Genomic DNA, 24,896 nt, shown 5'->3' with positions numbered 1-24,896 from the left:
CAGTGACCGCGACGGGCCCTCGCACCCCGGGGACCAGAATGCCCGCTGATGCCCGTGGCCGGATGCTGGGCGCTGTGGAGGTGCTCGAGCCCCAGCAGTGGCACGCCCGACAGGCCGCTCACCTGCAGCGGGTCAGCCCCTGGACGGAGCCTTTCCGCGAGCGCCGCAGCCAGCAGCTCAAGCACCCGGTGGACGACTTCCTGTTCACCTACTACTCGCACTCCCCCGGCCGCCTGGAGCGCTGGCATCCTGGCCCGGGCGTCGTGCTGCTGGACGCCGCGGAGATGGCCGAGCAGCGCTACTGGCGCACCGTGACCGCGACGGAGGCCGAGGCCCTCGGCCTGAGCGCCGACGACGGTGCTGCGACCGTCGACGTCGCCGCATTCCTGGAATCGCGCGGACGCGCGGTCGAGTTCGTGGACATGCTCGTGCGGCGCACGGCCTCGAGAGCCGGGCAGTTCGGGTGCTTCGGGATGCATGAATGGGCCATGGCCTACAACGCCCGCGTGCACGGAGTGCGCCACGAGCAGCTGCCGCTGCGACTGGGCGCGGAGGGCACCGACGCCGTGGTGCAGGCCGAACGGCTGCGGTGCACCCACATCGACGCCTTCCGCTTCTTCGCCCCGGAGGCCGCCCCGCTCAACGAGTTGCAGCCCACCCGCGAGACCCAGCGGGACCTGGAGCAGCCCGGCTGCCTGCACGCGACCATGGACCTCTACAAGTGGGCGTACAAGCTGGCCCCAGCGGTGGCCTCCGAGCTGATCGCCGACTGCTTCGAGCTCGCGCTGGAGGTCCGGGCCACGGACATGGAGGCCTCCCCGTACGACCTCTCGGAATGGGGCTACGGCGTGGTCGCCGTGGAGACCCCGGAGGGCAAGGCGGAGTACGTGCGCCGTCAGCGCTCCTTCGCCCAGCGCGCGGCCCCGCTGCGGGAGCGCCTCCTGGAGACCACCTCGTGGCTGCTGGCGGCACGCGAGCAGCTGCCGGCTCCGCAGGCGCAGGGCCCCAGCACGCACCGCGCCGACGCACCCGGCGGTCCCGGGCCCGCCGCCCCGGGAGAGCTCGCATGACCACGATCCGCCTGCTCGAGGCCTCCGCCGTGGCGCGGCCCGGGGACTTCGTGACCCTGCGCGCCGGCGGCGCAGCGCTGCTCGTGGCGCGCGACGATCAGGGGCTGCACGTCCTGCACAACGTCTGCCCGCACCAGGGCGCGACCGTCTGCCGCGCCGCCTCGGGCCGGGCCGAGAGCTTCGAGTGCCCCAATCACTACTGGGTCTTCTCCCCCGACGGCACGTTCGAGGGATCCCGCCTGGCCCTGGCTCTCGGGCGGCAGGCCCCTCCGGATCCGACCAAGGACCTGCGGCGGGTGCCGCACCAGCTGGTCGAGGGCTGGATCGAGATCGAGGACCCCTCCGGAGGCTGAGCGCTCAGCGCAGCGTCAGCACCGGGCAGGAGGCCTCGAGCAGGATGCGCTGGGCGCTCGAGCCCAGGAAGAGCTTCATCAGCGGCGAGCGGCGCCGCACCGCCAGCACGATCAGCGCGGCGGCGTGGTCCTCAGCGAGCTCGAGCACCTGATCGGCCACGCCGTCGCCGGCGCGCTGGATCTCGAACTCGATCCCAGCCTCCAGGATCGGGCGGGAGAGCTCCTTGATGCGCTGGATCATCTCCGGCTCGGCAGTCGGCCCCGCCGTCATGTCGTGGGCGTAGTGCACCACTCGCAGCGCGGCCCCCAGATGCTGCGCGGCATCGATGCCCGCCTGCAGGACCGCCGGGGAGGAGTCCGACCGGTGAGCCAGCACGACCGTGCGCTCGGCCCGGTCGATGCCCTCGGAGGAGGACACTCTCAGCGAGGGCTGCGGCGCATCCGGTGCGCTGCGCGAGTAGAGATCTGCCATGGTCCTGCTCCTGTTCGTGCGATGTGTCTGAAGGGCCTGCGAGGACGCTGCGTCCGAGACCCGCACGGGCTCGGGCGCAGCTTGGGACTCGGGCCGGGCGGCGGCCCCGGAGCCATGCTGCGGCTCAGCCGAAGGCGATGACGCCCACGAGGATGCCCACTGCGAGCATCGCCAGCGAGACGCACAGAGCCCGCCACAGCACCTTCTTGTGGTGATCGCCCAGCTCCACGCCTGCCAGGGAGACGAGCAGCAGGATGGCCGGGACGAGCGGGGACTGCAGGTGCACGGGCTGGCCCGTGATGGAGGCCCGCGCCATGTCGGCCGAGGAGATGCCGTAGTGCGAGGCGGTCTCGGTGAGCACCGGGAGGATGCCGTAGTAGAAGGCGTCGTTGCTCATGAAGAACGTCATGGGGATCGACAGCACTCCCGTGATGCCCGCCAGGTACGGCCCCCAGGAGGCGGGGATGACGTCCACGAGCCACTGCGCCATGTCATCGACCATGCCGGTGCCGCTCATGACGCCGGTCAGCACGCCGGCGGCCATGACCATGGCGACCACGGTGATGACCGACGACGCATGCGAGGCCAGCTCCTCGTGCTGCTCGCGCACCGTGCGGAAGTTGACCATCAGGGCCACGACGGTGCCGAGCATGAACAGGTAGGCCAGGGGCAGGATGTCGATCACCAGCAGGACCATGATCACGACGGTCAGCGCCAGGTTGAACCACAGCAGGTGCGGACGCAGCGTGGGGCGGTTCGGGTCCAGGGCGGTCTCCGCCAGCGACGTGCCGGTCGAGCTTGCCTGGGGCTCCTCGCTCGTCTGGTTGATGACGAGGGCGCGGGTGGCCGGACCGCCCGTCGACCCGGCGGAGGCGGCGGCGACCGAGCCGCCGGCCCCGCGGGCCCACTGCACGCCGGCGGCGGTGAGGCGGCGCCGCTCGGAGAGCCCCATGAACCAGGCGAAGCCCAGCGCCAGCAGCAGGCCGACGATCAGCGACGGGACCATGGGCGCGAAGATCTCGTTGGGGTCCAGCTGCAGCGCCGAGGCCGCACGGGCGGTCGGCCCGCCCCACGGCACGATGTTCAGCGTGCCGTTGATCAGGCCGGCCACGCAGGTCAGCACCACCGGCGACATCTCGAGCCGGCGGTAGATCGGCAGCATGGCAGCGGTCACCACGATGAACGTCGTGGAGCCGTCGCCGTCCAGGGAGACCGCGCCGGTGAGCAGGGCCGTGCCCATGACCACGCGCAGCGGGTCATGGCCGGCCAGCCGCAGGATGACGTCCACGAGCCTGTCGAACAGGCCCACGTCGATCATGATGCCGAAGTAGATGATGGCGAACAGCAGCAGCGCCGCCGTGGAGGACATCGAGGCGATGGCCTCCATGACCATGTCGCCGATGCCCAGGCCCGCTCCGGCGAAGAGGCCGAAGATCGTGGGGACCAGGATCAGCGCCAGGATGGGCGAGAGCTTCTTGGTCATGATCAGCGTCATGAAGACGACGATCATGGCGAAGCCGAGGATGACGGTCACCGGGGCTCCTCCTTCTGCTGGCGTGCTGCGCAGCGCTCGGTGCGGCCCGACCCAGTGGGGTCGGATGTGATGCTCGTTGCACCGTAGGGATCGCCGCGGCGACCTGGCGCGGTTGTGCGCACAGACCGCGTTCTTCTCATTGCCCGCCTTCTGCGCATTGTGCTCGCAGGTGTGCCGCGCACTACGCTGGGCCCATGCCGCGACAGCCCCGATCCTTCGCGCGACGGGTGCTCGTCTCGCAGCTGGGCGTGATCGTGCTGGTCCTGGCACTGTCCGCGACCACCTCGGCCTGGCTGGGATCGCGCGCTGTTGCCGAGACCAATGCCACGCATGCGCTGTCCACAGCACGCACCCTGGCCGAGGACCCCCAGCTGCGCCAGGAGGTCACGGAGGCCTCCGCCCAGGACCGTCTGGACGTCGAGGTGCTGCGAGAGGGCCCCGTGCAGGCCCAGGCCGAGCAGGTGCGCCGCCGCGCCCAGGTCGAGTTCGTGGTGGTCGCCGACATCCACGGAACCCGCCTCTCCCATCCGGACCCCGCCGAGATCGGCCAGCACCTGTCCACCTCCCCCGATCGCGCGCTGGCCGGCGAGGAGGACGTGTACCAGCAGACGGGCACGCTCGGCTCCACGGTGCGTGCCAAGGTGCCGGTCTACTCGAGCGAGGACGACGGCAGCGTGGTCGGCCTGGTCTCCGTGGGGATCAGCTCCTCGGTGCAGGGCGCCGACATCCGCCGCGAGATCCTCGCGGCGGGACTCGTGGCCGCTGCGGCCCTGGGCATCGGCGCTGCGGTCTCCCTGGCGCTGGTGCGGCGGCTCGAGCGGGCGACCCTGGGCGTGGGCCCCGAGGAGCTCGCGGACATGGCCCGCCACCAGGAGGCCGTGCTCCAGGGGCTGGACGACGGCGTGCTCGGCTTCTCGCCCTCCGGGGCCGTGACGCTGTCCAATGCGCGCGCTCGCAGCATGCTCGGGTGGGCGGAGCAGGACGGGCCGGTCCCCGAGCCGATCGCCCGGGGCGCGCATCGGGCCATCGACGCCGCCCATGCCGGGGATCTGAGCCCCGTGCGCGGGCGGCACCGCGTGGGCGATCGCATCCTGCTGATCACCACGGTGCCCGTGCGCCGCGGAGCGGTGGAGATGGGGGCCGTGGTGACGCTGCAGGACGAGACGCAGATCCTCACCATGGGCCGGCAGCTGGAGTCGGTCACGGCCATGGCCCAGGCGCTGCGGACCCAGCGCCACGAGTTCGCCAATCGCCTGCACACCGTGCTGGGGCTGGTGGGCACGGGGGCCGGCGAGGAGGCCGGCGACTACCTGCGCCGCATCCTGCGCTCCGGGCCGATCGCCGCCCCGGTCGAGGGCATCGAGGCCCTCGAGGACCCCTATCTGCGAGCGCTGCTGGAGGCCAAGGGGACGCTCAGCGCGGAGGCCGGCGTCCTGCTGCGGGTCTCGCCGGAGTCGCTCGTGCTCAGCCCGCTGGCCGAGCCGGAGGATGTCACGATGATCCTGGGCAACCTCATCGACAACGCCGTGCGGGCCGTGGTGGATGCTCCGCGCTCCACGACCGCCGCCGAGGACCTCCCCGAGCAGCTGCAGGGCATCGTCGAGGTCCACCTGCTCAGCGCGGGGCAGGACCTCCACGCGACCGTCGCCGACTCGGGCCCGGGCCTGGACGCGGCGGCGGACACCGGCATCCTGTTCGCCGAAGGGGTCACCGGCCGCCCGGGGGCACAGGAACCCGCCCCCGCAGCCCCCGGGGCCGGAGCACAGGAGCCGGACGAGGCCCACGGCCACGGCATCGGCCTGGCCCTGTGCCGCCGGGCCGCCCGGCGCCGCGGCGGGGAGCTGTGGGTCGCCGCCGCCCGCGACGCGGAGCTCGGCGGAGCCGCCTTCGGGCTGCTGCTGCCGGGCGTGCTGCGTCCGTCGGCGGGCGAGTCCGAGAGCCGATCGACCAGCACAGGAGAGCAGCCATGATCGATGTCCTGGTCCTCGATGACGACGTCTACGTCGGGCGGCTGCACTGCCGGTACGTCGAGCAGACCCCCGGGTTCCGCGCGCTCGAGCCGGTGCGCGATCTGCGCAGCGCCCGGAAGGTGCTCGCCGCCGGCGGCGTGGACCTGCTGCTGGCGGACGAGGTCCTGCCCGACGGCACCGGGACCCAGCTGATCCGGGAGACCTCGGTGGATGCCGCCCTGCTCACCGCGGTGACGGATGCCCAGGTGGTCCGCGCGGCGCTTTCGGCGGGCGCCCTGACCTGCCTGTTCAAGCCGTTCGATCCCGAGCAGCTCACGAGCCTGCTGCGCCGCTACGCCCGTCTGCGCCGGGTGTGGGAGCAGGAGCGCCTCTCGCAGGCCGGGCTGGACCGGGCCCTGCGCGGGTTCTACGACGCCGGGGGCGCGGGCGCCTCCCCGGAGAGCCGGGCCGGGGGCACGTCCGCCCGCATCCTGGAGGCGCTGCAGCGCGCCCAGGGGCCCCTGTCCGCCGTGCAGGTGGGCGAGGCGATCGGGGTCTCTCGGGCCACGGCTCAGCGCCACCTGGTCAGGCTGGCCGAGCAGGACATGGTCACGGTGTCGCTGCGCTACGGCAGCGCGGGGCGCCCCGAGCACCTCTACGCCGCCCCCGCCTGAGCCGAGAGGCGCCGGTCGCCGCCGTGCGCCCCGTCCGCGCAGCGCGGATAGACTCGGAGGCGTTCCAGCAGCCGTCGCCGCCTCGCCCCATCCGGGTGATCCGGCGCCCTCGCTGCCGCCGCTGCCTGGCAGCACCGCACATCAGCCCCGCATCACGAGGAGTGCCCGTGGCCCGCATCGTTGTCGACGTCATGCCCAAGCCGGAGATCCTGGACCCCCAGGGCAAGGCGATCATCCGGGCGTTCGCCCACCAGGAGATCCAGGGCTTCACCGGGGTCCGCCAGGGCAAGCGCTTCGAGCTCGAGGTCGACGGCGAGGTCACCGAGGACCAGCTCGAGGCAGCCCGCCACGCCGCCGCGACCATGCTCTCCAACCCGGTGATCGAGGACGTCGTGAACGTGGCCGTCATCGACGAGGAGGTCTGAGCCGGTGACCCAGAACTCCTTCGAGACCCCCTTGGTGGCCGATCTCGGCCAGGCCATGCCCGATCAGCGCCTGCGCGATGTCCGCGTGGGCGTCATCACCTTCCCCGGCACGCTCGATGACCGCGACGCCATGCGCGCCGTGGAGATCGCCGGCGGCACCCCGGTGCGCCTGTGGCACGCCGACGACGACCTCCAGGGCGTCGACGCCGTGATCCTGCCGGGCGGCTTCTCCTACGGCGACTACCTGCGCGCCGGAGCGATCTCGCGCTTCGCGCCGCTGATGACCCGTCTGATCGACGCGGCGAACGGCGGTCTGCCGATCCTCGGGATCTGCAACGGCTTCCAGGTCCTCACCGAGGCCCACCTGCTGCCGGGCTCCATGATCCGCAACGACCACCTGAAGTTCGTGTGCCGCGACCAGCGCCTGCGCGTGGAGTCCACCGACACCCCGTGGACCTCGCTGTACCAGCCCCGCGAGGAGATCGTCGTCCCGCTGAAGAACCAGGACGGCCAGTACGTCTGCGACGACGACACCCTGCGCATGCTCGAGGACGAGGACCGCGTGGTCTTCCGCTACCTCGACGGCAATCCCAACGGCTCGCGCCACGACATCGCCGGCGTCCGCAATGCGGCGGGCAATGTCGTGGGCCTCATGCCGCACCCGGAGCACGCGATCGAGCCCGGCTTCGGACCGGACTCCTCGGCCGCAGGCACCGTCCCCATGCGCGGAGGGGCCGATGGCCTGGCCATCTTCGTCTCCGCGCTGACCTCGATCGTGAACGGAGGCTCCCGCGCATGAGCGAGCAGCAGTTCCAGCTCGACACCGTCGAGCACGCAGCATCCACCCCCGACACCGAGCTGCCCTGGGCCGAGCTCGGGCTCAAGCAGGACGAGTTCGACCGCGTCGTCGAGATCCTGGGGCGCCGCCCGACCGCGGCGGAGCTGGCCATGTACTCGGTCATGTGGTCCGAGCACTGCTCCTACAAGTCCTCCAAGGTCCACCTGCGCCAGTTCGGCGAGAAGGTCTCCGAGGAGATGACCAAGGACCTGATGGTCGGCATGGGCGAGAACGCCGGCGTGACCGACATCGGCGACGGCTGGGCCGTGACCTTCAAGATCGAGTCGCACAACCACCCGTCGTACGTGGAGCCCTACCAGGGCGCGGCCACGGGCGTGGGCGGCATCGTGCGCGACATCATCTCCATGGGCGCCCGCCCGGTGGCCGTGATGGATCCGCTGCGCTTCGGCGAGATCGACCACCCGGACACCCAGCGCGTGGTGCACGGGATCGTGGCCGGCGTGGGCGGCTACGGCAACTCGCTGGGCCTGCCGAACATCGGCGGAGAGGTCGAGTTCGACGCCTGCTACCAGGCGAATCCGCTGGTCAACGCCCTGGCCGTGGGCGTCATGCGCCACGAGGACCTGCGTCTGGCCAACGCCTCGGGCGCGGGCAACCGCGTGGTGCTCTTCGGCGCGCGCACCGGCGGCGACGGCATCGGCGGCGCCTCGGTGCTGGCCTCCGAGTCCTTCGACGACACCAAGCCGTCCAAGCGCCCCGCCGTGCAGGTGGGCGACCCGTTCGCGGAGAAGGTGCTCATCGAGTGCTGCCTCGAGCTGTTCCGCGACAGCCTGGTCGAGGGCATCCAGGACCTGGGCGCTGCGGGCATCTCGTGCGCGACCTCCGAGCTGGCCTCCAACGGCGACGGCGGCATGCACGTGGACCTGTCCTCGGTGCTGCTGCGCGATCCGTCGCTGACCCCGGGCGAGATCCTGATGTCGGAGTCGCAGGAGCGCATGATGGCTGTCGTGACCCCGGAGAAGGCTGCGGCCTTCGAGGAGGTGCTCGAGCGCTGGGAGGTCGAGTACTCCTGGATCGGCGAGGTCACCGACACCGGCCGTCTGGTCATCGACTGGCAGGGCGAGGTCATCGTCGACGTCGACCCGCGCACCGTGGCCCACGAGGGCCCCGTGTACGAGCGGCCCATGCAGCGCCCCGCGCGCACGGACGCCGTGCAGGCGGACCGCTTCACGGGCTCCTCGGCCGACACCGGTCGCCCGGAGGGCGAGGCCCTCGGCGAGGCCGTCCTGGAGCTGATGAGCTCCCCGAATATGGCCTCCACGGCATGGATCACGGATCAGTACGACCGCTACGTGCAGGGCAACACCGCCATGGCCATGCCCGACGACGCCGGCGTGGTCCGCGTGGACGAGCAGACCGGGCTGGGCGTGGCCCTGTCCACCGACTGCAACGGCCGCTACGCCTACTTGGACCCGTACCGCGGCGCCCAGCTGGCCCTGGCCGAGGCCTACCGCAACGTCTCCACCTCAGGCGCCCGCCCGGTGGCCGTCTCCGACTGCCTGAACTTCGGCTCCCCCGAGGATCCCGAGGTCATGTGGCAGTTCGCCGAGGCCGTGCGCGGCCTGGCCGACGGCTGCCTGGAGATCGGCGTGCCGGTCACCGGCGGCAACGTCTCGCTGTACAACCAGACCGGCGACGAGGCCATCCACCCCACCCCCGTGGTCGCCATGATGGGCGTGCTCGACGACGTCCGCCGGCGCACCCCGTCGGGCTGGGATGACACCGCAGACGGCCAGGCGATCTACCTGCTCGGTACCACCGCCGATGAGCTCGACGGCTCCGAGTGGGCGCGCGTGCGCGGCCACCTGGGCGGGCAGGCCCCGCAGGTCGACCTCAAGCGCGAGCGCCTTTTGGGCGAGCTGCTGATCAACATGTCCCGCGACGGCATGGTCGACTCCGCCCACGACGTCTCCGAGGGCGGCCTGGCCGCGACCCTGTCCGAGATGTGCCTGCGCTTCGGCACCGGTGCGCGGATCGGGCTCGGCGAGGTCTGCGAGCGCGACGGCCTGGATGCCTTCACGATGCTGTTCTCCGAGTCGCAGGCCCGCGCCGTCGTGTCCGTGCCGCGCTCGGAGGAGGTGCGCTTCAAGGACATGTGCACCATGCGCGGCTACGAGTTCGCGCGCATCGGCGTGGTGGACGCGCAGTCGAAGTCCCTGGACCTCATGGGCCACGCCGAGGTCCCGCTGGAGCGCCTGCGCGAGGCCCACGAGGCCACGCTCCCGCGCCGCTTCGGCTGAGGTCGTGCCCTGCGGCGCCCGGCCGCCCCGGGAAGGGGCGGCCGGGCGCCGCTGCCGTAGACTCATGCCCAGGAAACAGTATTGAGACGGATTCGCTCCGAGTCCGGTCGCAGCGCGTCCGTCCCGGACGCCGGACGACAGATCTCGAGTCCGTCGAGGCAACGGAGGTAGCCGCCGTGACCGTCGAGAGCACCAGCCCCTTGGATGCGCACAGCATCACCACCGAGCGGCTCGAGCTGCGCCCGCTGACCCGCGAGGAGGTCGAGGCGGCCTGCCGATCCGAGCCCCTCCCGCAGTTCCATCCGGAGTTCCCCACTCCGGATGCCCGCGACGTCCTGCAGGCCGTGCAGGACTCCGGGGAGTTCTTCTTCACGGAGTCCCTGTACTCCCCCATGGCATGCGTGCAGCGCAGCACCGGACTGATCATCGGCATCGCCGGGTGGTCCGCACCGCCCATCGACGAGGCCCTGGAGATCGAGGGCTTCCTGGTGCCGTCGCGGACCGGACACGGCTATGCCACCGAGGCCCTGCCGCAGCTGGTGGAGCTGGGCCTGCAGGATCCGCGCGTCACCTCGATCCGCGCCTCCCTCCCGGACAACCGCGCCAGCCTGGGACCGTTCCTGGAGCGCAGCGGGTTCGCAGCAGTCGAATCCGCAGGCACCGAGGCCGAGTACCGCTATGCCCCGTCGCAGCCATGAGCCCGGCCGCTCGGCGCGTCCGCCCGGGATCGTCGTCATCGATATGGCATTCGGACCCCGCCGGGTCCATGATGTGAGGCATGACTCCCCTGTCGCGTGATCTGCATCCCTCCAACGGGAGAAGAGCGCCGAAGGACGAGGTCGTCGTCTCGATCACCTCGGCCCTGAATCACCGCGGCCGGAAGCAGGAGGAGCAGCTCCCGGCCGATCACGACGAGCTGGACGAGACCTTCCCCACCCCGCAGCAGCAGGAGCTGCTGCACCTGCTCGCCGAGGGCGCCGACGACGAGTTCGCGGCCCGTCGCCTGGGCCTGGAGCTGGCGGAGCTGCGGCGGATGCTCATGGAGCTGGGCTCGCAGCTCGGGGCCTGCAACAGGTTCCAGCTCGCGCTGCACGCCCGCGAGGAGGGCTGGATCTGAGCACGTCGGCCCCCAACGCGAAAAGTCGCAGGACCACCCCCCAGATCGCCGCCGAGACCTCCGCAGACCGCTCGCTGCTGCTGCCGCCCGTCCTGGCGACCGTGCTCACCGCCGCCGTCGCCTTCTGGGGCATGACCGTCCCTCAGTTCTGGTTCGACGAGGCCGCGACCATCTCGGCCACGAACAGGCCCTTCGGCTCCCTGCTGCGCCTGCTGCAGGACGTCGACGCCGTCCACGGCCTGTACTACGTCCTCATGCATCCCTGGGTGGCGCTGTTCGGGACCTCCGAGCTGGCCATGCGGACCCCGTCGGCGCTGGCCCTGACGCTCGCCGCCCCCCTGATCACCCAGGTGGCCATGATCTATGCCCACCGCTGGTCCCCGGACCGGGTGCTGCTGAGCGGGCTGATCGCCGGTCTGCTCTTCGCCGTCCTGCCCGGTCTGTCCTGGGCAGGCCAGGAAGCCCGCGGCTATGCCATGGCCGTCCTCGCCTCCGTTGCGGCGCTGTGGTGCTTCGAGCGCTTCCGCGACCGCGGAGGCACGGCGGCGCTGGTGGGCTTCGCGGTGCTGCAGGCCGCCGCCGTCGGATTCTCCATGTACGCCGCCTCCGCGGTGGTGCTCTACCTCGTGCGAGCCTTGACCTGGGGACGTCGTCCGTTCCTGAAGGTCCTGATCGCGACAGGAGGCACCACCGGTCTGGTGCTCCCGCTGGGGCTGAGCGCCCTGTCCCAGAGCAGCCAGATCAGCTGGATCGACCTGACAGTGAGCAGTGTGATCAAGAGGATTCTCCTGCGCACCGTTCCGATCAGTCCTGGGAATCGGGGTGAGCCGTGGAACGACGTCGCCCTCGAGCTGGCTCCGTGGTTCATGGGACTGATCGCGCTGATCCTGGCCGCGGGCCTCCTGCGCGGTCCCGGCCGCCGGCTCGTCCTGTGGTTGCTGAGCTTTCCCCTGTTCCCCATGGCCTGCATTCTGCTGGCCCAGATGATGGGCAAGCAGCTGTTCCAGGAGCGCTACTTCACCTATGCGACCCCGTTCCTGGTCCTGGCCCTGACGGCGTCCCTGGCCACGATCCGCTGGCGACCCGCGGCGGCGGTGCTGAGCGCGGGCCTGCTGGGGCTGTCCGTCCCGTCGCTGCTGGGGCAGAACACATGGGACGCCAAGAGCGGTGACAACTACGCGACGGCCTCTGCTCTGGTCGCCCGGAGCGACACCGTGATCTTCATGGACCGGTCGAACCGCGGCGTCCTGCTCGCCTATCCGCCGGAGCACGAGATCGCCGATCCCATGCTCCAGGAGGACCGGATCAGCGCGGACAACCTCTACGGGCTGAACCGCCCCGGCTACGAGTCCTGGAAGATCGACACCGTCGGCGCCACCTCCGTGGTCTCCAACAAGAAGAACCAGTTCCACGACACCGTGCTGTCCCACCTGCGGGACAACGGCTGCCAGCAGACGCAGGAGGACCGCAGCACCCGCTTCCGGATCACCCTGCTGGAGTGCCCGGCCCCCGCTGCCGGGTAACCCGGCGTCACACCGTCATCATGTTTTGGCCGCCCCTCGCCCTAGGCTGTTGCCCCATGACCGAGAACCTCCGTGCCGAGACCGAGCGAGTCCTCTCCGCGGTCTCACCTGCCACGCGGCGCACCCTCGAGGAGTCCGCCGGTCGTCTTTGGGCCTGGGCCCTGAAGACCTCCGAGCGCTTCCCGCCCACCCCGGACGTCAAGCTCGCCATGGCCTCCAGCGGCGCCGTGCTCTCCGGGTACACCGTGGTCCACATGCTGGGCAATCTGCAGGTGTATCTGGGACGCGGCCGCTTCGACTCCTACGCCCATCACCTGCGCACGCTGGGGGCGCCGGTCCTGCCGCGGCGCACCGTGCTGTGGGCCTTCCGGGTCGTGCTGCTGGCCGATGCGCTGACCCACCTGAGCTGCGCGGCGGTGCTGACCGTGCGCGCCCAGGCCTCCGCGCGCCGTGCTGCCGCTCAGCCCAGGCCGCTGCCGCAGGGTCGCCGGCGCACCCGCTGGCAGAGGCTCAAGCGCTCCATGCGCTCGACCGGCACCGTCCTGGGGCTGTTCACGGCCTTCCACCTGGCGGATCTCACGCTGGGCACCCGGCCGGCCGCCTCTCGCCGTCACGAGCCGGGGGCCGCCTACGACAACCTGGTGGCATCCCTGCGCCGCCCGCCCGTGGCCGGGCTGTACCTGGCCGCCATGCTGGCGCTGGCCGCCCACACCTCCCAGGGCCTGGTCCAGATCGGCAACGACACCGGCCTGTCCGCCCAGCGCGGCGCCCGCGAGCGCTTCGAGCTGGCCGGGCGGCTGGTCGGCACCGGCGTGGCCCTGGGCAACGCCTCCATCCCCGTGGCCGTGCTCCTGCGCCTGGTGCGCTGAGCCGTCCTCCCCCGCACTGCAACACCGCCTTCCGCGACCGGGTCCCGGCGCGAGGGCACCGAAGGAGTCCCATGCGCATCACCGGTACCCTGCAGGTCGAGGTCTGGCGCCAGGCCGACGGCGAGTCCGAGGGCGGCTTCGAGACCCACACCGTCACTGGCGTGAGCCCGGAGACGACCGTGCTGGAGCTGCTCGACCTGCTCAACGAGCAGATGCCTGAGGGCATGGAGCCGATCTCCTACGACGACGGCTGCCGCGAGGGCATCTGCGGCAAGTGCGGCGTCACGGTCGACGGCGTGGCCCACGGCCCCCAGCTCAACCGGGCCTCGTGCCAGCAGCAGGTCGCGGCCTTCACCGATGGCGAGCGCGTGCGGATCGAGCCGCTGCGCGCAGCCGCCTTCCCCGTGAAGAAGGACCTGTCCGTGGACAAGAAGGCCGCGCTGCGCACCGTGGTCAAGGCCGCCGGAGGCCCCGTGGGCATGAAGGCACTGACCGAGGCCGGGTGCATCAGCTGCGGGGCCTGCGTGGCCGCCTGCCCCAACGGCTCCGGGCAGCTGTTCGTGGGCTCGCTGCTCACCGAGCTCCCCCCGCTGGCCAAGGACGACGACGACCGCCGCACCCGCTCCGGCAAGGTGCTCGACGCCGCCGAGGAGAGCTTCGGGCCGTGCTCCACCCTGGGCGACTGCACCGAGGTCTGCCCCGCCGGGCTGCCCCTGGAGAACCTCTCCGCGGTGGCTCGGGAGCATCTGCGCCGCCGTCGAGGGTCCGCGGACGGCTGAGCCCAGCCGGGCAGGCGCGGCTCCGCAGCGCCGCTGCCCGCCGTCCGCGAGCCGTTGCGCCGGCGGTCGTCTCGAGAAGGTCTCAGTCGATCGGCCAGGTCTTCCGGTGATCCGCCAGCTCCAGGATGGCCTGGCGGTCATCGACCGACGGGTAGATCCAGTCCTCGTTGATCTGGCGCTTCTGCTGCTTGGCCTCCGCCCCGCGCAGCTGGACCTCGCGGTCCCAGCCTGCGGTGAGGACACCGGCCTCTGCAGCTGCTCATCGACGACGAGCCTCCCCAGATCGTCGCGCTCGCCCGGGATCTGCTCCGTGAGCACCTGGGCGCGCATGCCCGCCGTCCAGATCACGGTCGCGGCCTCGATGACCGTGCCGTCGGTGAGCCGCGCGGAGTCCTCCGTCAGCGACTCCATCCCGGTGTCCAGCCGGACCTCCACGCCCTCGGCCTCCAGTGCGGCCTCGATCTCTGGGCGCGGTCCGTCGCCCAGGGCGCGGCCCACGACGTCGGCGCGATCCAGCATGACCACCCGCACCGGGTGCTCGCCGGCCACTGCTCGCAGGCGGCTGGGCAGCTCGGTGACGACCTCCAGGCCGGTGAAGCCGCCGCCCACGACGACCGCAGTGAAGGCACCGGGGCGCTGCGGGTCCCGGCTCAGCTGCGCGATGTGCTGGTGCAGGGCATCCGCGGCTTCGATGGTGTCGACGTCGAACAGGTGCTCCGCGCCCGGCAGCTGCGGGCTCACCAGCGTGCTGCCCGTGGCCAGGACCAGCTTGTCGTAGGCGAGCTCCACCGGATTTCCGTCGTGGTCCCGACCCGTGACCCTGTGGGCGTCCACGTCCACACCGGTGATCTCGGCACGGACCCGGCGCACGCCGATCGGGCCCAGGACACGATCCAGCGCCACGCGCATGCGCGACGGGTCGTCCTCGTAGAGCCGGGGGCGGATCTCCATGTCCCGCACTCCTTCTCCGTCGGTCGTCGACGACGACGACTCGCGAGCCACGGAAACTAGCAGCGGACTCCGACTCGCGAAGGCGCTGTCTGGGACCACCCTCGGCTCGCAGCGGCAACGCGTTAACAGTTGCAAACTTTTCAAGGCCGATGTAGATTTGCATCAGCAACTCCTTCTCCCGACCGACCCACAGGAGCCCGCGATGTACCCGTACACCTCCCAGTACCCGCAGACCCATCCGCAGGCCGCCACCTACATCAACCCTCGCTCCGCTCCGGGCAGCGCCGTCTTCACCCTGGTGTGCTCGATCGTCGTGTTCGCCCTGGTGCTGCTGCTCTCCCCGCTGACGATCATCTTCTCGATCGCCGCCGCGTACACGGTCACGGAGCCCGACTTCGGCGGCACCGCCGATCTGGTGGCTGCCATGCTCCTGGCCTTCCTGCCGATCGGCGCTCCCTCGATCCTCGGCGCCGCACTGGCCATGCACCCGCGCATCAGGATGCCGCGCGAGTTCTACCCCTCCTCCGGGGTCCGAGGCGCGGCCACGGTCTTCCTGGTCCTGAACCTGCTCTTCCTCCTCGTGGCCGTCGTGCTCGGGGCGCTGCCGCAGATCCTGGTGCTGTGAGCACGGCACCGCCGCGTCATGCGGCTTGTGCTGTCGGACCAGTCTTGTAATTTCAAGAACACGTTCACGAGCGCGGCCTCATAGGCCTGGCTGGCCGCGCAGCAACCCGAACTCGATTCCCGGGTGCTTCCAGAGCAGAACGGGCCTCAGCGCCCTCGCTGGGGCAAGACTCGACGGGGTCGCGCTGCGCGGCCCGGAAGGCAGGACCTCATGTCCGACGCACTGCACCAAGCACTGGAGTCGAAGCGCTCCGATCTCGAGCATCTGCACCCCTACAACGTGCCGCTGCACCTCGCACCGGAGGCCCCCGTGGTGCCGCCGCGCACGAACCACCGGTGGATCGACTTCGGAGATCGGGAGGCCCGGGAGTGGAGCAGAGTCCTGTTCCTCCTCCCCCGCAAGGGCCACTCAGCGACCGTCATGGCTTGCGCGCACAGCGTGTGGCGCTTCGGCCACCTGCCCAACGTGAACAGTGCCCCGGAGGTGGCTCGGGCCGCCCGCGCTCTCGGACACACCCCGGAGAGCGCCTGGGAGATGCTGGTGACGTTGATCGTCATGCGCCAGGACCAGGAGCACGACCCGAACGTCGAGTACGACCTGCGGGTCTGGGCCCTGTGGATCGAGCGCATGAACCACCTGGCGGACCCGATCACAGCGGCAAGGCACTGCTTGAAGGCCGTCGGTCAGCGCTGATCGGGGTCCTCAGCGACTGGCTCGACACGACACCCTTCTCCCCACCGATTCAGGCGGGGAGAAGGGCTTCCTCATTGCTTAATTAGAAATCAGCCCGACTCCTACCGCGAAAGCTCACGCTCACATCGAAGGCATCAAGCAGCTGATAACGGAGACCCGCCCTCGACATCGAGTCCCGGCAGGGCTTCGATGATCTCGACGGTGCGAACCGACACCGTGATGACCTTCTGGAGCAGATCGAGGATGTAGCGCGGATTGCCGTGTTCGAGGCCCCACTGGTTGGGGTCGTTGACGATGCCGGAGGCCTTGTCCGTGGTCACCTGGTACTGGCGAATGATCCACTCGATCGCGCTGCGAGACCCCAGCTGATAGCGGTACGCAGTCTCGGGAATGCCTTGCACGGTGATCTGCGGGTTCAGGATCAGGGTGTCGGGGGCGTCAGCGGCCTTCTGGCCGGTGGGGAAGCGCATCTTCTGCACGCGGTAGTACTCGGCCGCAGCCTCGGAGCCGCCGAGCGGGGGCTGCTCCCCTCCGACGACATCCAGCGGGTACAGGTCTGCGTCCTCGTAGTCGGCGTGGAGGTGGAACAGCGCCCGGCCTGCCTTGATGAACTCCGCGAACGCGGACGCGGGCACTTTCGGGATGCGCGGGAGCATCTGCTTGAGCTCCCCGGCGTAGCGCTCCCGGTACTCGGGGGAGTGGAGCAGGCCGTAGAGGAAGTGGAAAACGTCGTCCTTCGTGACCCCGCTTCCGTAGCGCTCGCGCATGAGCCGATGGAACTCGTCTGTGATGTTGTCTATGCGGCGGTATCCATCGACCATGTTGCCGTCGAGGCCGAGGTCGAGCTCTCCGTCGGGGAGGGGTTCCCAGCGGTAGCGTGCAAAATACTGGCCGGAATCTAAGGTATGAAGATTTGGTACTAGCCTTGTAGCTAGCACCGAGAATTCGTGGTGAGAAGATATTCCGGTGACATGGAATCCGAAATTTTTATGGCTTTTCGACGGAAAGAGCCTAGTGAGTGGGGCTGGCCTCTCGATTAGTCCTTCGGTGGTGGCGAGGTGCTGCGTGAAAAATGGGCGGTACAGCGCGTTCTGTGTATCGATAGTCGAGCTATCGATCGGCGTGTTGCGGGCCGCGCGTTCCCGTAAACCGCTGGACCATTTAATTAGATGGTCGTCGGCATTCACGATTCCCACGGTGTCTGAGCCTCTCGGGTTCGATATGCCCGCGTTTAAGGCGTGGCGCGAAAACCGGGTTTGCTCTCGAGTAAATGAATCAATCAGTAACTCGATGCTCTCGGTTAGCGCCTTCTGTGACGAGTTGTAAACCCAAGGGTCTCTGGCAGTCGAAACCCCGGGGGATCCTGAGGTAAACACACTGGGAGTGCCGTCATTCACTCCAGATAGAGCAGGGTACTTCATGTAATTGATGTCTCTCGGATTTATCCAGTCACCCTGTTCGTTCGGTTTAATCTGATGCCAGGGCGCGGTGTCGAGCTTGGTGTTGTCGACTATGGCGAGCTTCTCCTTCGTGGTGAGATAGTCGCCGATGTCGCGATAGTGGATCGTCGCCGGGCCGTCGTGCTCCTTCGTGCGGACGAGTAGGAACACTGCAATCGTGGTGCGACCTCCAGAGCCGAAGACGTTCCCCTTCTCTTTCTGACGGAGCGCGCCGGCGGTGCGTGCATTGCCGCGGAGGTTGAAGACGTAGATGGAGCTGAATTCTTCGGCGAGGGTCTTGCGGAGGCCAGCGGTGGAGTTGCCGTCGATCCAGCCGCCGTTGGTGACGAAGCCGATGATGCCTTCGTTGCCGATGCGGTCGCTGGCCCAACGGATGGCGCGGACGTAGGAGTCGTATAGGTTCCGCTTCAGCGTGGCGGCTGTGCGCGCGGCGAAGGTGTCCCGGATTCGTGCATCGAGTGTTGGATAGCTGACGTTGGCATTGTCGTCGTTGCCCGAGGTCTGGCCCACGGAGTAGGGCGGGTTGCCGACGATCACGCGGATGCCGAGCTTCTTCTGCGCTTCGGCGCGAGTGTTGTTGGCGGGGAACACGATCTCGTCGGTGAGGTCGCCGTCCTCGGTGAGCTGGAACGTGTCCGTCAGGACGATGCCGTCGAACGGCTCGTAGTCCTCCACCGACGGTTCCACCCCGTGGGCCTGGGCTTGGAGGTCGTGGAAGGTGGTCTCGATGTTGATCGCCGCGATGTAGTAGGCGAGCAGCAGGATCTCGTTCGCGTGCAGCTCAGAGGCGTACTTGCGTGCCAGATCGGCGGGTTCGATGAGCCCGGACTGGAGCAGGCGCACGATGAAGGTGCCGGTGCCGGTGAAGGGGTCGAGCACGTGGACGCCTTCGTCGCTGATCGAGCGGCCGAACTCCCGCTTCAGGACATCGTCCACTGAGCGGAGGATGAAGTCGACGATCTCGATGGGGGTGTAGACGACGCCCATGGCGTCAGCGGCGCGGGGGAAGGCGTTCTTGAAGAAGCTCTCGTATAGCTCGGTGATGATCTTCTGCTTGCCCTCCGCATTGTCGATCCCCGCCGCCCGCAGACGCACGGACTCGTAGAACTTCTCCAGCGACTCGGCCTCCGCGTCCACATGCATCGCGGTGAGCGTGTTGACCATCCGGTCCATCACCTGGGAGACCGGGTTGTGGTCAGTGAACGCGTAGCCCTCGAAGAGGGCATCGAAGACGGGCTTCGTGATCATGTGCTGCGCGAGCATCTCGATTGCCCCATCACGGGTGATCGACTCGTTAAGGTTCCTCCGCAGTGCATCGAGGAACACCTCGAAATGATCCGACGCTGCGGACTGCGGGTCGTCGACCAGTGAGGTGATCCGGGTGATGTGGTTCTGCGCGATGACCGCGATGTCCTTCGCCCACTGATCCCAATAGGTGCGAGACCCGACCTTCTTCACCATGCGGGCGTAGATCGCGTCTCGCAGCTCATCCATCTGCGTCAGACGCAGAGCCAGCCGGCCCTGGACCTCCGAACCCGAGTCCGAACCAGCATCGGAGCCGGAACCGGTCCCGGTGCCGTCGTCCTCACCGCCGAAGCCGACGCCCACGATGTCGATCTTCTCATCGCGCTTCTTGTTCAGCTCGACCTTGTTCACCATCGCGTCGAAGCGCTCATCATGCGCGCGCAGCGCCTGCAGGACGTCCCACACCACCTGGAAGTTCTTGTTGTCGTCGAGCGCCTTCTCCGGGGCCACGCCGGCCGGCACGACGACGGGCAGGATGATGTAGCCGTATTTCTTGCCCTTGGACAGGCGCATCACTCGGCCGACGGACTGCACGACGTCAACCACGGAGCGCCGCGGGTTCAGGAACATGACGGCGTCCAGCGAGGGAACGTCCACCCCCTCTGAGAGGCAGCGCGCGTTGGAGAGCACCCGACAGGAGTCGCTGCCCGCATCCGCCTTGAGCCAGTCCAGCAGCTCCGTGCGCTCCATCGAGTTCATAGAGCCGTCGACGTGCTTGGCTTCGACTTTCAACAGGTCGTCCGAATCGCCGTCGGTCTGGTTCTCCGTGTATGCGGAGACGACATCCGTGAACTGCGCTGCGACCTTCTTGGAGGACTTGATGTCCCGGGCGAAAGCGACCGCGCGACGCATGGGCTGCGGGTCCACGGCGAAGGAATGCTCGGCATCCCCGCGCTTGGCCAGGCCGTTCCAGCATCCGATCAGGCGCGTGGCGTCATGTAGGGTGAGCTCGCCGTCCTGGGCGAAGGCCTCCTGCATGGCGTCGTTCACGGACTCCTGGTTCACCGTGAGGATGAGGACCTTGTAGTCCGTCAGCATGCCCATCTGCACGGCATCGCCGAATCCCAGCCGGTAGAACTCCGGCCCGTAGACGTCCTCATCGTCCATTGAGGCCAGTACGGCCTGCGATTTGCCGGCCTTGGCCTTCGAAGCGTCGTCGTAGATCCGCGGGGTCGCGGTCATGTAGAGGCGCTTGGAGGCCTTGAGGTAGTTCTCATCGTGGACGCGCACGAACGCCGATTCCTCGGATCCGGTCAGCGTGGCTCCCGTGGTCCGATGCGCCTCATCGCAGATGACGAGGTCGAAGGGCTCCAGGCCGGCGATCTCCTGCGCTTGAGCCACGACGTCGATGGACTGATAGGTGGCGAACACGACCCGCATGCCGTCACCTCCGGCGCGGCTCTGCTTCATGCGCTGCGCCAACCGATGCGGATCCGTGGTCGCAGGGAGAGCCAGGTCCACCACAGAGATCTCCGGGGTGTCCTGGTTCGCCTTGCGGCCCCGAGTGGATTTGGGGTCAGAGCACACCGCCATGGGGGCGACCCCCAGGTCCGTGTTGTTCGTCCACTCGCGCAACGCCTGCGACAGCAGCGCGATCGACGGGACGAGGAAGAGCACACTGCCGCGCGGGCCCACATACTGCTCCGCCAAGCGCAATGAGGTGAAGGTCTTTCCCGTGCCGCAAGCCATGATGAGACGGCCTCGGTCGTGGACGCTGAAGCCCTGGGTGACCTGCTCGATGGCAGTCCGCTGGTACTGACGCAGATCGGCCGATCCGGACAGAGCGAGCACCATGGGAGTCTGCGGGTCGAAGATCTCCCAGTTGATGCGCGAGTTCTCGAAGTCTTCCAATCCGAGCCTGCGCACCGGGATCGACTGCTCGCGGATCGCAGCTTCTGCGTTAGCCCCCCACTGACTCGTGGTCGAGACGATGAGGCGTTCCGTGAATCCATGCCGACCTGAGGCGGACAGGAACGTGTCGATGTCCGCCTTGGACACTCGGGCGCTCGGGTCGTAGAACTTGCACTGGATCGCCGTGCGACCGCCGTCACGACGCTCGCCCACCAGGTCGATTCCCGTGTCATGGCCCCAGCGCTCAGGCCATTGGTCCCACATCCAGACCTTCTCGAACTGCTCCGCCCACAGGGGGTCCGTCTGGAGGAACGACTGCGTGAGGCGCTCGAACTTGGTCCCCTTGTCCGTGGTGCTTGTGGAGGAGTAGTAGAGCTTGTCGAGCAGATCCAGCGCCGTGAGCCCAGTGGAAGAAGTCATGCTGATGATTGTCTCTCAACTGCCCTTTCGTCGGGCGCATCTCCCGTCCCGCGATGAGCAGCGGACCGCAAACCTGCAGACCACGCAACGAGGCAGCCCTCCTCCCCGCCGCTATGGCTGGGAGGAGGGCTTCGTCGTCGTTCAGAGGCGGGAGCGGATCAGACCTTGCCGGTCCGCTTCATCTGCTGGGTCCAGAACGCACCGGTGGTGATCACGTCGGTGCCGTCCCAGGCGTCCAGCCCGGTGAGGCCCGGGATGTCGGAGCCGTTGAAGGTGGGCTCCTCGCCGCGGCGGCGCTGTGCCTCGTAGTTCCTCAGCACCTTGACCGCAATGGGCGCCAGGAAGAGCAGCGCGATCAGGTTGATCGTGGCCATGATCGCCATCATCACGTCGGCCAGGGACCAGACCAGATCAAGTGCTACGACCGCGCCGATCATCACGAAGACCAGCACCAGCAGGCGGTAGACGTTCATGACGATGCGCGACCCGGTGAGGAACAGGATGTTCGACTCGCCGTAGAAGTAGTTGCCGATCACCGAGGTGAAGGCGAACAGGAAGATCGCGACCGTCAGGAAGTGGACCGCCCAGGTGCCCAGCTGCTCACCCAGCGCGGACTGCGTCAGGGACGCGCCCTGCGCCGAATCGCCGAAGGTCGGGTTGGACAGCAGGACGATGAACGCGGTCACCGAGCAGACCAGCCACGTGTCGAAGTAGACGCCCAGGGACTGCACGTAGCCCTGCTTGGCCGGGTGCGAGACAGAGGCGGAGGCACCGGCGTTGGGCGCGGAGCCCATGCCGGCCTCGTTGGAGAACAGGCCGCGCTTGAGGCCCTGGATGAACACGCCCATGAAGCCGCCCACCACGAACTCGCGGATGCCGAACGCGCCGAGCACGATGTCGGCGATCATCCCGGGGACCTGGCCGATGTTCAGGATGACGACCAGCAGGCCGAGCAGCACGTACAGGATGGCCATGAGGGGCACGACCGCCTGAGTCACGGCCGAGATGCGGCGGGCGCCGCCGAAGATGATCGCCGCGGTCAGCACCACGATCAGTGCGCCGACGATCAGCTTGAACGGCATGGCGCCGGCGGCCGTGGAATCGATCTCCAGCGAGCTCGACAGCGCATCCACGATCGCGTTGGACTGCACGGAGTTGAACACGAAGCCGTAGGTGATCGTGATGATCACGGCGAACAGCACACCCATCCAGCGGGCGTTCATGCCGTGGGTCATGTAGTACGCCGGGCCGCCGTAGTAGCCGGTGTGGCCCTTGCGCTTGTACAGCTGGCCCAGCACGGACTCCACGAAGGCGCTGGCGCCGCCGATGGCCGCGATCGACCACATCCAGAACACGGCGCCGGGGCCGCCCAGGCTGATGGCGATCGCCACGCCCGCGATGTTGCCCGTGCCCACGCGCGAAGCCGCGGAGACGGTGAACGCGCGGAACGACGAGATCGACTTCTTGCCGTCCGGATCCTCACCGGGAGGGTCTCCCAGCACCCGGAACATCTCCGGGAGGGACCGCCACTGGACGGCCTTGGTGCGGATCGTCAGGTAGAGGCCCGTGCCGACCAGCAGGACGAACACGACGTTCCAGATCCAGCCGCCGGCTGTTCCGATCGCCTCGGTGAGCTGCTCCATGTGTACTCCGGTTCTCAAGGGAATCTGCCGGAGCGATCACAGGCCGTTCCCAGCAGTTGGAGCAATGTACATCACCCCGGTTTCCGGCGAGTTGCGGCTGGTGCCCCGACTGCGCACGCGAAGCGCCGAGCTCGAGGACCTCAGTCCTCGACGACCCGCACCGCGCCCTTGTCCGCCGAGGTCACCATGGAGGCGTAGGCCTTCAGCGCCTTGGACACCTTGCGCTCGCGCGGCTTGGTCGGCTTCCAGGGGGCCTCGCCCTTCTCGGAGCGACGACGCGCCAGCTCGGCGTCGTCCACGTTCACGCGCAGGATGCGGTTCTCGACGTCGATCTCGATCTCATCGCCCTGCTCGATCAGGCCCACCGCACCGCCGGCGGCGGCCTCCGGGGAGATGTGCCCGATCGACAGCCCCGAGGTGCCGCCGGAGAAGCGGCCGTCGGTGATCAGCGCGCACTCCTTCCCCAGGCCCAGGCCCTTGAGGTAGGAGGTCGGGTAGAGCATCTCCTGCATGCCGGGCCCGCCCTTGGGGCCCTCGTACTGGATGACCACGATGTCGCCGGACTTCACGTTCTTGGACAGGATCTCGAACACGGCCTCGTCCTGGGATTCGACGACGAACGCGGAGCCCTTGAAGTGGAACAGCGACTCGTCGATGCCCGCGGTCTTGATGATCGCGCCGTCCTCGGCGATGTTGCCGAAGAGGACGCACAGCCCGCCCTCCTTGGTGTAGGCGTGGGCGATCGAGCGGATGCAGCCGTCCTGGGCGTCGAGGTCGTGATCCTCGTACTCGTTGGCCTGCGAGAACGCCTGCGTGGTGCGCACCCCACCCGGAGCGGCCAGGAAGTGGTGCTTCGCCTGCTCGGTCGCCTTGCCGGAGCGGATGTCCCACTCGTCGAGCCACTCGCCCATGGTGGCGGCGTGGACGGTGTGGACGTCCTCGTCCAGCAGCCCACCGCGGCGCAGCTCGCCCAGGATCGCGGGGATGCCGCCGGCCCGGTGGACGTGCTCGATGTGGTACTTCGTGGAGTTCGGGGCGACCTTGGCCAGGCAGGGCACGCGCCGGGAGATCTGGTCGATGTCCGACATGGTGAAGTCGACCTCTGCCTCCTGCGCGGCGGCCAGGATGTGCAGCACCGTGTTGGTGGACCCGCCCATGGCCACATCCAGGGTCATGGCGTTGGCGAAGGCCTCCGGGGTGGCGATCGAGCGCGGCAGGACGGAGTCGTCGTCGTCCTCGTAGTAGCGCTTGGCCGAGGCCACGATCCGGGCGCCGGCCTCCTCGAAGAGGCGCTTGCGATTGATGTGCGTGGCAAGAGTGGTGCCGTTGCCCGGAAGGGACAGGCCCAGGGCCTCGGTGAGGCAGTTCATGGAGTTGGCCGTGAACATGCCCGAGCACGAGCCGCACGTGGGGCAGGCGGACTCCTCGATCAGCGCGAGCTGGTCATCGGTCACGGACTCGTCCACGGCCAGGGACATGGCATCCACCAGGTCCACGCGGTGCTCCACCACGCCCTCGACGCCCTCGCCGGACTCCATGGGCCCGCCGGAGACGAAGATCGTGGGGATGTTCAGGCGCATGGCGGCCATGAGCATGCCCGGGGTGATCTTGTCGCAGTTGGAGATGCACACCAAGGCGTCGGCGCAGTGCGCGTTGACCATGTACTCGACCGAGTCCGCGATGATGTCGCGGCTGGGCAGCGAGTAGAGCATGCCGTCGTGGCCCATGGCGATGCCGTCGTCCACGGCGATCGTGTTGAACTCCTTGGCCACGCCGCCGGCCTCCTCGACCGCGCGCGCCACGAGCTGGCCCATGTCCTTGAGGTGGACGTGACCGGGCACGAACTGGGTGAAGGAGTTGGCGATCGCCACGATCGGCTTGCCGAAGTCCTCGCTGCCCATGCCGGTGGCGCGCCACAGCGCGCGGGCGCCCGACATGTTGCGGCCGGTGGTGGAGGTGGCGGAACGAAGCTGCGGCACGGATCTCTCCTCTGGTGCCGCCGCGGCAGGAGACCGCGGCGGACGACGGATGCGAGCGGGCAGGCGGACTGCGGCCTGCACTGCCCCGATTCTCTCTTGAACGCG

Annotated in this window: 19 protein-coding genes, 1 pseudogene and 1 riboswitch; of the genes and pseudogenes, 14 read left to right on the top strand and 6 right to left on the bottom strand. The window is 68.9% G+C overall.

Annotated features, from left to right (window positions below; all coding sequences use genetic code 11):
• Positions 1-38 precede the first annotated feature (38 nt).
• Together QSJ40_RS01110 and QSJ40_RS01105 are read left to right on the top strand one after the other, a co-directional pair.
• Positions 39-1,070: a 3-methyladenine DNA glycosylase gene (locus tag QSJ40_RS01110; protein ID WP_285728378.1), complete on the top strand. Its 1,032-nt coding sequence runs from the start codon at positions 39-41 to the stop codon at positions 1,068-1,070.
• On the top strand, positions 1,067-1,423 hold the full coding sequence (locus QSJ40_RS01105; RefSeq protein ID WP_285728377.1) for a Rieske 2Fe-2S domain-containing protein: 357 nt from the start codon (positions 1,067-1,069) through the stop codon (positions 1,421-1,423). The genes QSJ40_RS01110 and QSJ40_RS01105 overlap by 4 nt, the downstream gene beginning before the upstream one ends.
• 4 nt (positions 1,424-1,427) lie before the next feature.
• On the opposite strand, the gene QSJ40_RS01100 is transcribed toward QSJ40_RS01105, so the two are convergent.
• Positions 1,428-1,895, bottom strand: a complete 468-nt coding sequence (locus QSJ40_RS01100; RefSeq protein ID WP_053447962.1) for a universal stress protein — start codon at positions 1,893-1,895, stop codon at positions 1,428-1,430.
• Between the two features lie 124 nt (positions 1,896-2,019).
• On the bottom strand, positions 2,020-3,429 hold the full coding sequence (locus QSJ40_RS01095; protein ID WP_206390723.1) for a CitMHS family transporter: 1,410 nt from the start codon (positions 3,427-3,429) through the stop codon (positions 2,020-2,022).
• A 194-nt stretch (positions 3,430-3,623) separates the two neighbouring features.
• On the opposite strand from QSJ40_RS01095, the gene QSJ40_RS01090 reads away from it, so the two are divergent.
• The 10 genes from QSJ40_RS01090 (at position 3,624) to QSJ40_RS01045 (ending at position 13,864) form a co-directional block, all read left to right on the top strand.
• Positions 3,624-5,399, top strand: coding sequence for a sensor histidine kinase (locus tag QSJ40_RS01090; RefSeq protein ID WP_285728376.1), 1,776 nt, complete (start codon positions 3,624-3,626; stop codon positions 5,397-5,399).
• Positions 5,396-6,052, top strand: a complete 657-nt coding sequence (locus QSJ40_RS01085) for a response regulator transcription factor (RefSeq protein ID WP_285728375.1) — start codon at positions 5,396-5,398, stop codon at positions 6,050-6,052. The genes QSJ40_RS01090 and QSJ40_RS01085 overlap by 4 nt, the downstream gene beginning before the upstream one ends.
• A 167-nt stretch (positions 6,053-6,219) precedes the next feature.
• Positions 6,220-6,477 carry a phosphoribosylformylglycinamidine synthase subunit PurS gene (locus QSJ40_RS01080; RefSeq protein ID WP_006213974.1) on the top strand — a complete coding sequence of 86 codons (258 nt, stop codon included), beginning with the start codon at positions 6,220-6,222 and terminating at the stop codon, positions 6,475-6,477.
• Positions 6,478-6,532: 55 nt separating this feature from the next.
• Positions 6,533-7,276, top strand: coding sequence for a phosphoribosylformylglycinamidine synthase subunit PurQ (purQ, locus tag QSJ40_RS01075; protein WP_285728868.1), 744 nt, complete (start codon positions 6,533-6,535; stop codon positions 7,274-7,276).
• Positions 7,273-9,576: a phosphoribosylformylglycinamidine synthase subunit PurL gene (gene purL / locus QSJ40_RS01070; protein ID WP_285728374.1), complete on the top strand. Its 2,304-nt coding sequence runs from the start codon at positions 7,273-7,275 to the stop codon at positions 9,574-9,576. The genes purQ and purL overlap by 4 nt, the downstream gene beginning before the upstream one ends.
• Positions 9,577-9,752: 176 nt before the next feature.
• A complete protein-coding gene (locus QSJ40_RS01065; protein ID WP_285728373.1) occupies positions 9,753-10,274 on the top strand; it encodes a GNAT family N-acetyltransferase in 522 nt (173 codons plus the stop codon).
• A gap of 80 nt (positions 10,275-10,354) precedes the next feature.
• Positions 10,355-10,693: a helix-turn-helix domain-containing protein gene (locus QSJ40_RS01060; protein WP_285728372.1), complete on the top strand. Its 339-nt coding sequence runs from the start codon at positions 10,355-10,357 to the stop codon at positions 10,691-10,693.
• Positions 10,694-10,824: 131 nt separating this feature from the next.
• The gene (locus tag QSJ40_RS01055) at positions 10,825-12,216 is read left to right on the top strand and encodes a glycosyltransferase family 39 protein (protein WP_268144505.1); all 1,392 of its coding nucleotides are present in this window, start codon (positions 10,825-10,827) and stop codon (positions 12,214-12,216) included.
• A gap of 56 nt (positions 12,217-12,272) precedes the next feature.
• A complete protein-coding gene (locus QSJ40_RS01050; RefSeq protein ID WP_251714447.1) occupies positions 12,273-13,085 on the top strand; it encodes a succinate dehydrogenase/fumarate reductase transmembrane subunit in 813 nt (270 codons plus the stop codon).
• A 71-nt stretch (positions 13,086-13,156) separates the two neighbouring features.
• Entirely contained in the window at positions 13,157-13,864 is a 708-nt protein-coding gene (locus QSJ40_RS01045) for a 2Fe-2S iron-sulfur cluster-binding protein (RefSeq protein ID WP_206390729.1), read from the top strand.
• 306 nt (positions 13,865-14,170) lie between these two features.
• On the opposite strand, the pseudogene QSJ40_RS12745 reads toward QSJ40_RS01045, so the two are convergent.
• A pseudogene (locus tag QSJ40_RS12745) lies at positions 14,171-14,773 on the bottom strand (NAD(P)/FAD-dependent oxidoreductase); the annotation flags it as partial.
• 244 nt (positions 14,774-15,017) lie between these two features.
• Between QSJ40_RS12745 and QSJ40_RS01035 the strand changes: the two are divergent.
• Together QSJ40_RS01035 and QSJ40_RS01030 are read left to right on the top strand one after the other, a co-directional pair.
• On the top strand, positions 15,018-15,440 hold the full coding sequence (locus tag QSJ40_RS01035) for a hypothetical protein (protein ID WP_285728370.1): 423 nt from the start codon (positions 15,018-15,020) through the stop codon (positions 15,438-15,440).
• A gap of 62 nt (positions 15,441-15,502) precedes the next feature.
• A riboswitch (SAM riboswitch) is annotated at positions 15,503-15,616 on the top strand.
• A gap of 34 nt (positions 15,617-15,650) precedes the next feature.
• Positions 15,651-16,133, top strand: a complete 483-nt coding sequence (locus QSJ40_RS01030) for a hypothetical protein (protein WP_285728369.1) — start codon at positions 15,651-15,653, stop codon at positions 16,131-16,133.
• A gap of 134 nt (positions 16,134-16,267) precedes the next feature.
• Here QSJ40_RS01030 and QSJ40_RS01025 read toward each other — a convergent pair whose 3' ends face one another.
• The 3 genes from QSJ40_RS01025 to ilvD form a co-directional block, all read right to left on the bottom strand.
• Positions 16,268-21,169 carry a DEAD/DEAH box helicase gene (locus QSJ40_RS01025; protein ID WP_285728368.1) on the bottom strand — a complete coding sequence of 1,634 codons (4,902 nt, stop codon included), beginning with the start codon at positions 21,167-21,169 and terminating at the stop codon, positions 16,268-16,270.
• 158 nt (positions 21,170-21,327) lie between these two features.
• The gene (locus QSJ40_RS01020; RefSeq protein ID WP_285728367.1) at positions 21,328-22,812 is read right to left on the bottom strand and encodes an alanine/glycine:cation symporter family protein; all 1,485 of its coding nucleotides are present in this window, start codon (positions 22,810-22,812) and stop codon (positions 21,328-21,330) included.
• A gap of 140 nt (positions 22,813-22,952) precedes the next feature.
• Positions 22,953-24,791 carry a dihydroxy-acid dehydratase gene (gene ilvD, locus QSJ40_RS01015; protein WP_006213985.1) on the bottom strand — a complete coding sequence of 613 codons (1,839 nt, stop codon included), beginning with the start codon at positions 24,789-24,791 and terminating at the stop codon, positions 22,953-22,955.
• Positions 24,792-24,896: the final 105 nt, after the last annotated feature.

It is taken from the genome of Kocuria sp. NBRC 114282 (assembly GCF_030268385.1).
Lineage (GTDB): Bacteria > Actinomycetota > Actinomycetes > Actinomycetales > Micrococcaceae > Kocuria > Kocuria palustris.
The sequence above is the reverse complement of the archived record's forward strand: the minus strand, read 5'-3'. Positions and strand labels throughout refer to the sequence as shown.

What these genes read in the sequence shown, in the direction of transcription:
- QSJ40_RS01110 (WP_285728378.1), top strand. Translation starts at nt 39, where the DNA reads ATGCCCGCTGATGCCCGTGGCCGGATGCTGGGCGCTGTGGAGGTGCTC.
- QSJ40_RS01105 (WP_285728377.1), top strand. Translation starts at nt 1,067, where the DNA reads ATGACCACGATCCGCCTGCTCGAGGCCTCCGCCGTGGCGCGGCCCGGG.
- QSJ40_RS01100 (WP_053447962.1), bottom strand. Translation starts at nt 1,895, where the DNA reads ATGGCAGATCTCTACTCGCGCAGCGCACCGGATGCGCCGCAGCCCTCG.
- QSJ40_RS01090 (WP_285728376.1), top strand. Translation starts at nt 3,624, where the DNA reads ATGCCGCGACAGCCCCGATCCTTCGCGCGACGGGTGCTCGTCTCGCAG.
- QSJ40_RS01085 (WP_285728375.1), top strand. Translation starts at nt 5,396, where the DNA reads ATGATCGATGTCCTGGTCCTCGATGACGACGTCTACGTCGGGCGGCTG.
- purQ (WP_285728868.1), top strand. Translation starts at nt 6,533, where the DNA reads ATGCCCGATCAGCGCCTGCGCGATGTCCGCGTGGGCGTCATCACCTTC.
- purL (WP_285728374.1), top strand. Translation starts at nt 7,273, where the DNA reads ATGAGCGAGCAGCAGTTCCAGCTCGACACCGTCGAGCACGCAGCATCC.
- QSJ40_RS01060 (WP_285728372.1), top strand. Translation starts at nt 10,355, where the DNA reads ATGACTCCCCTGTCGCGTGATCTGCATCCCTCCAACGGGAGAAGAGCG.
- QSJ40_RS01055 (WP_268144505.1), top strand. Translation starts at nt 10,825, where the DNA reads ATGACCGTCCCTCAGTTCTGGTTCGACGAGGCCGCGACCATCTCGGCC.
- QSJ40_RS01050 (WP_251714447.1), top strand. Translation starts at nt 12,273, where the DNA reads ATGACCGAGAACCTCCGTGCCGAGACCGAGCGAGTCCTCTCCGCGGTC.
- QSJ40_RS01045 (WP_206390729.1), top strand. Translation starts at nt 13,157, where the DNA reads ATGCGCATCACCGGTACCCTGCAGGTCGAGGTCTGGCGCCAGGCCGAC.
- QSJ40_RS01035 (WP_285728370.1), top strand. Translation starts at nt 15,018, where the DNA reads ATGTACCCGTACACCTCCCAGTACCCGCAGACCCATCCGCAGGCCGCC.
- QSJ40_RS01030 (WP_285728369.1), top strand. Translation starts at nt 15,651, where the DNA reads ATGTCCGACGCACTGCACCAAGCACTGGAGTCGAAGCGCTCCGATCTC.
- QSJ40_RS01025 (WP_285728368.1), bottom strand. Translation starts at nt 21,169, where the DNA reads ATGACTTCTTCCACTGGGCTCACGGCGCTGGATCTGCTCGACAAGCTC.
- QSJ40_RS01020 (WP_285728367.1), bottom strand. Translation starts at nt 22,812, where the DNA reads ATGGAGCAGCTCACCGAGGCGATCGGAACAGCCGGCGGCTGGATCTGG.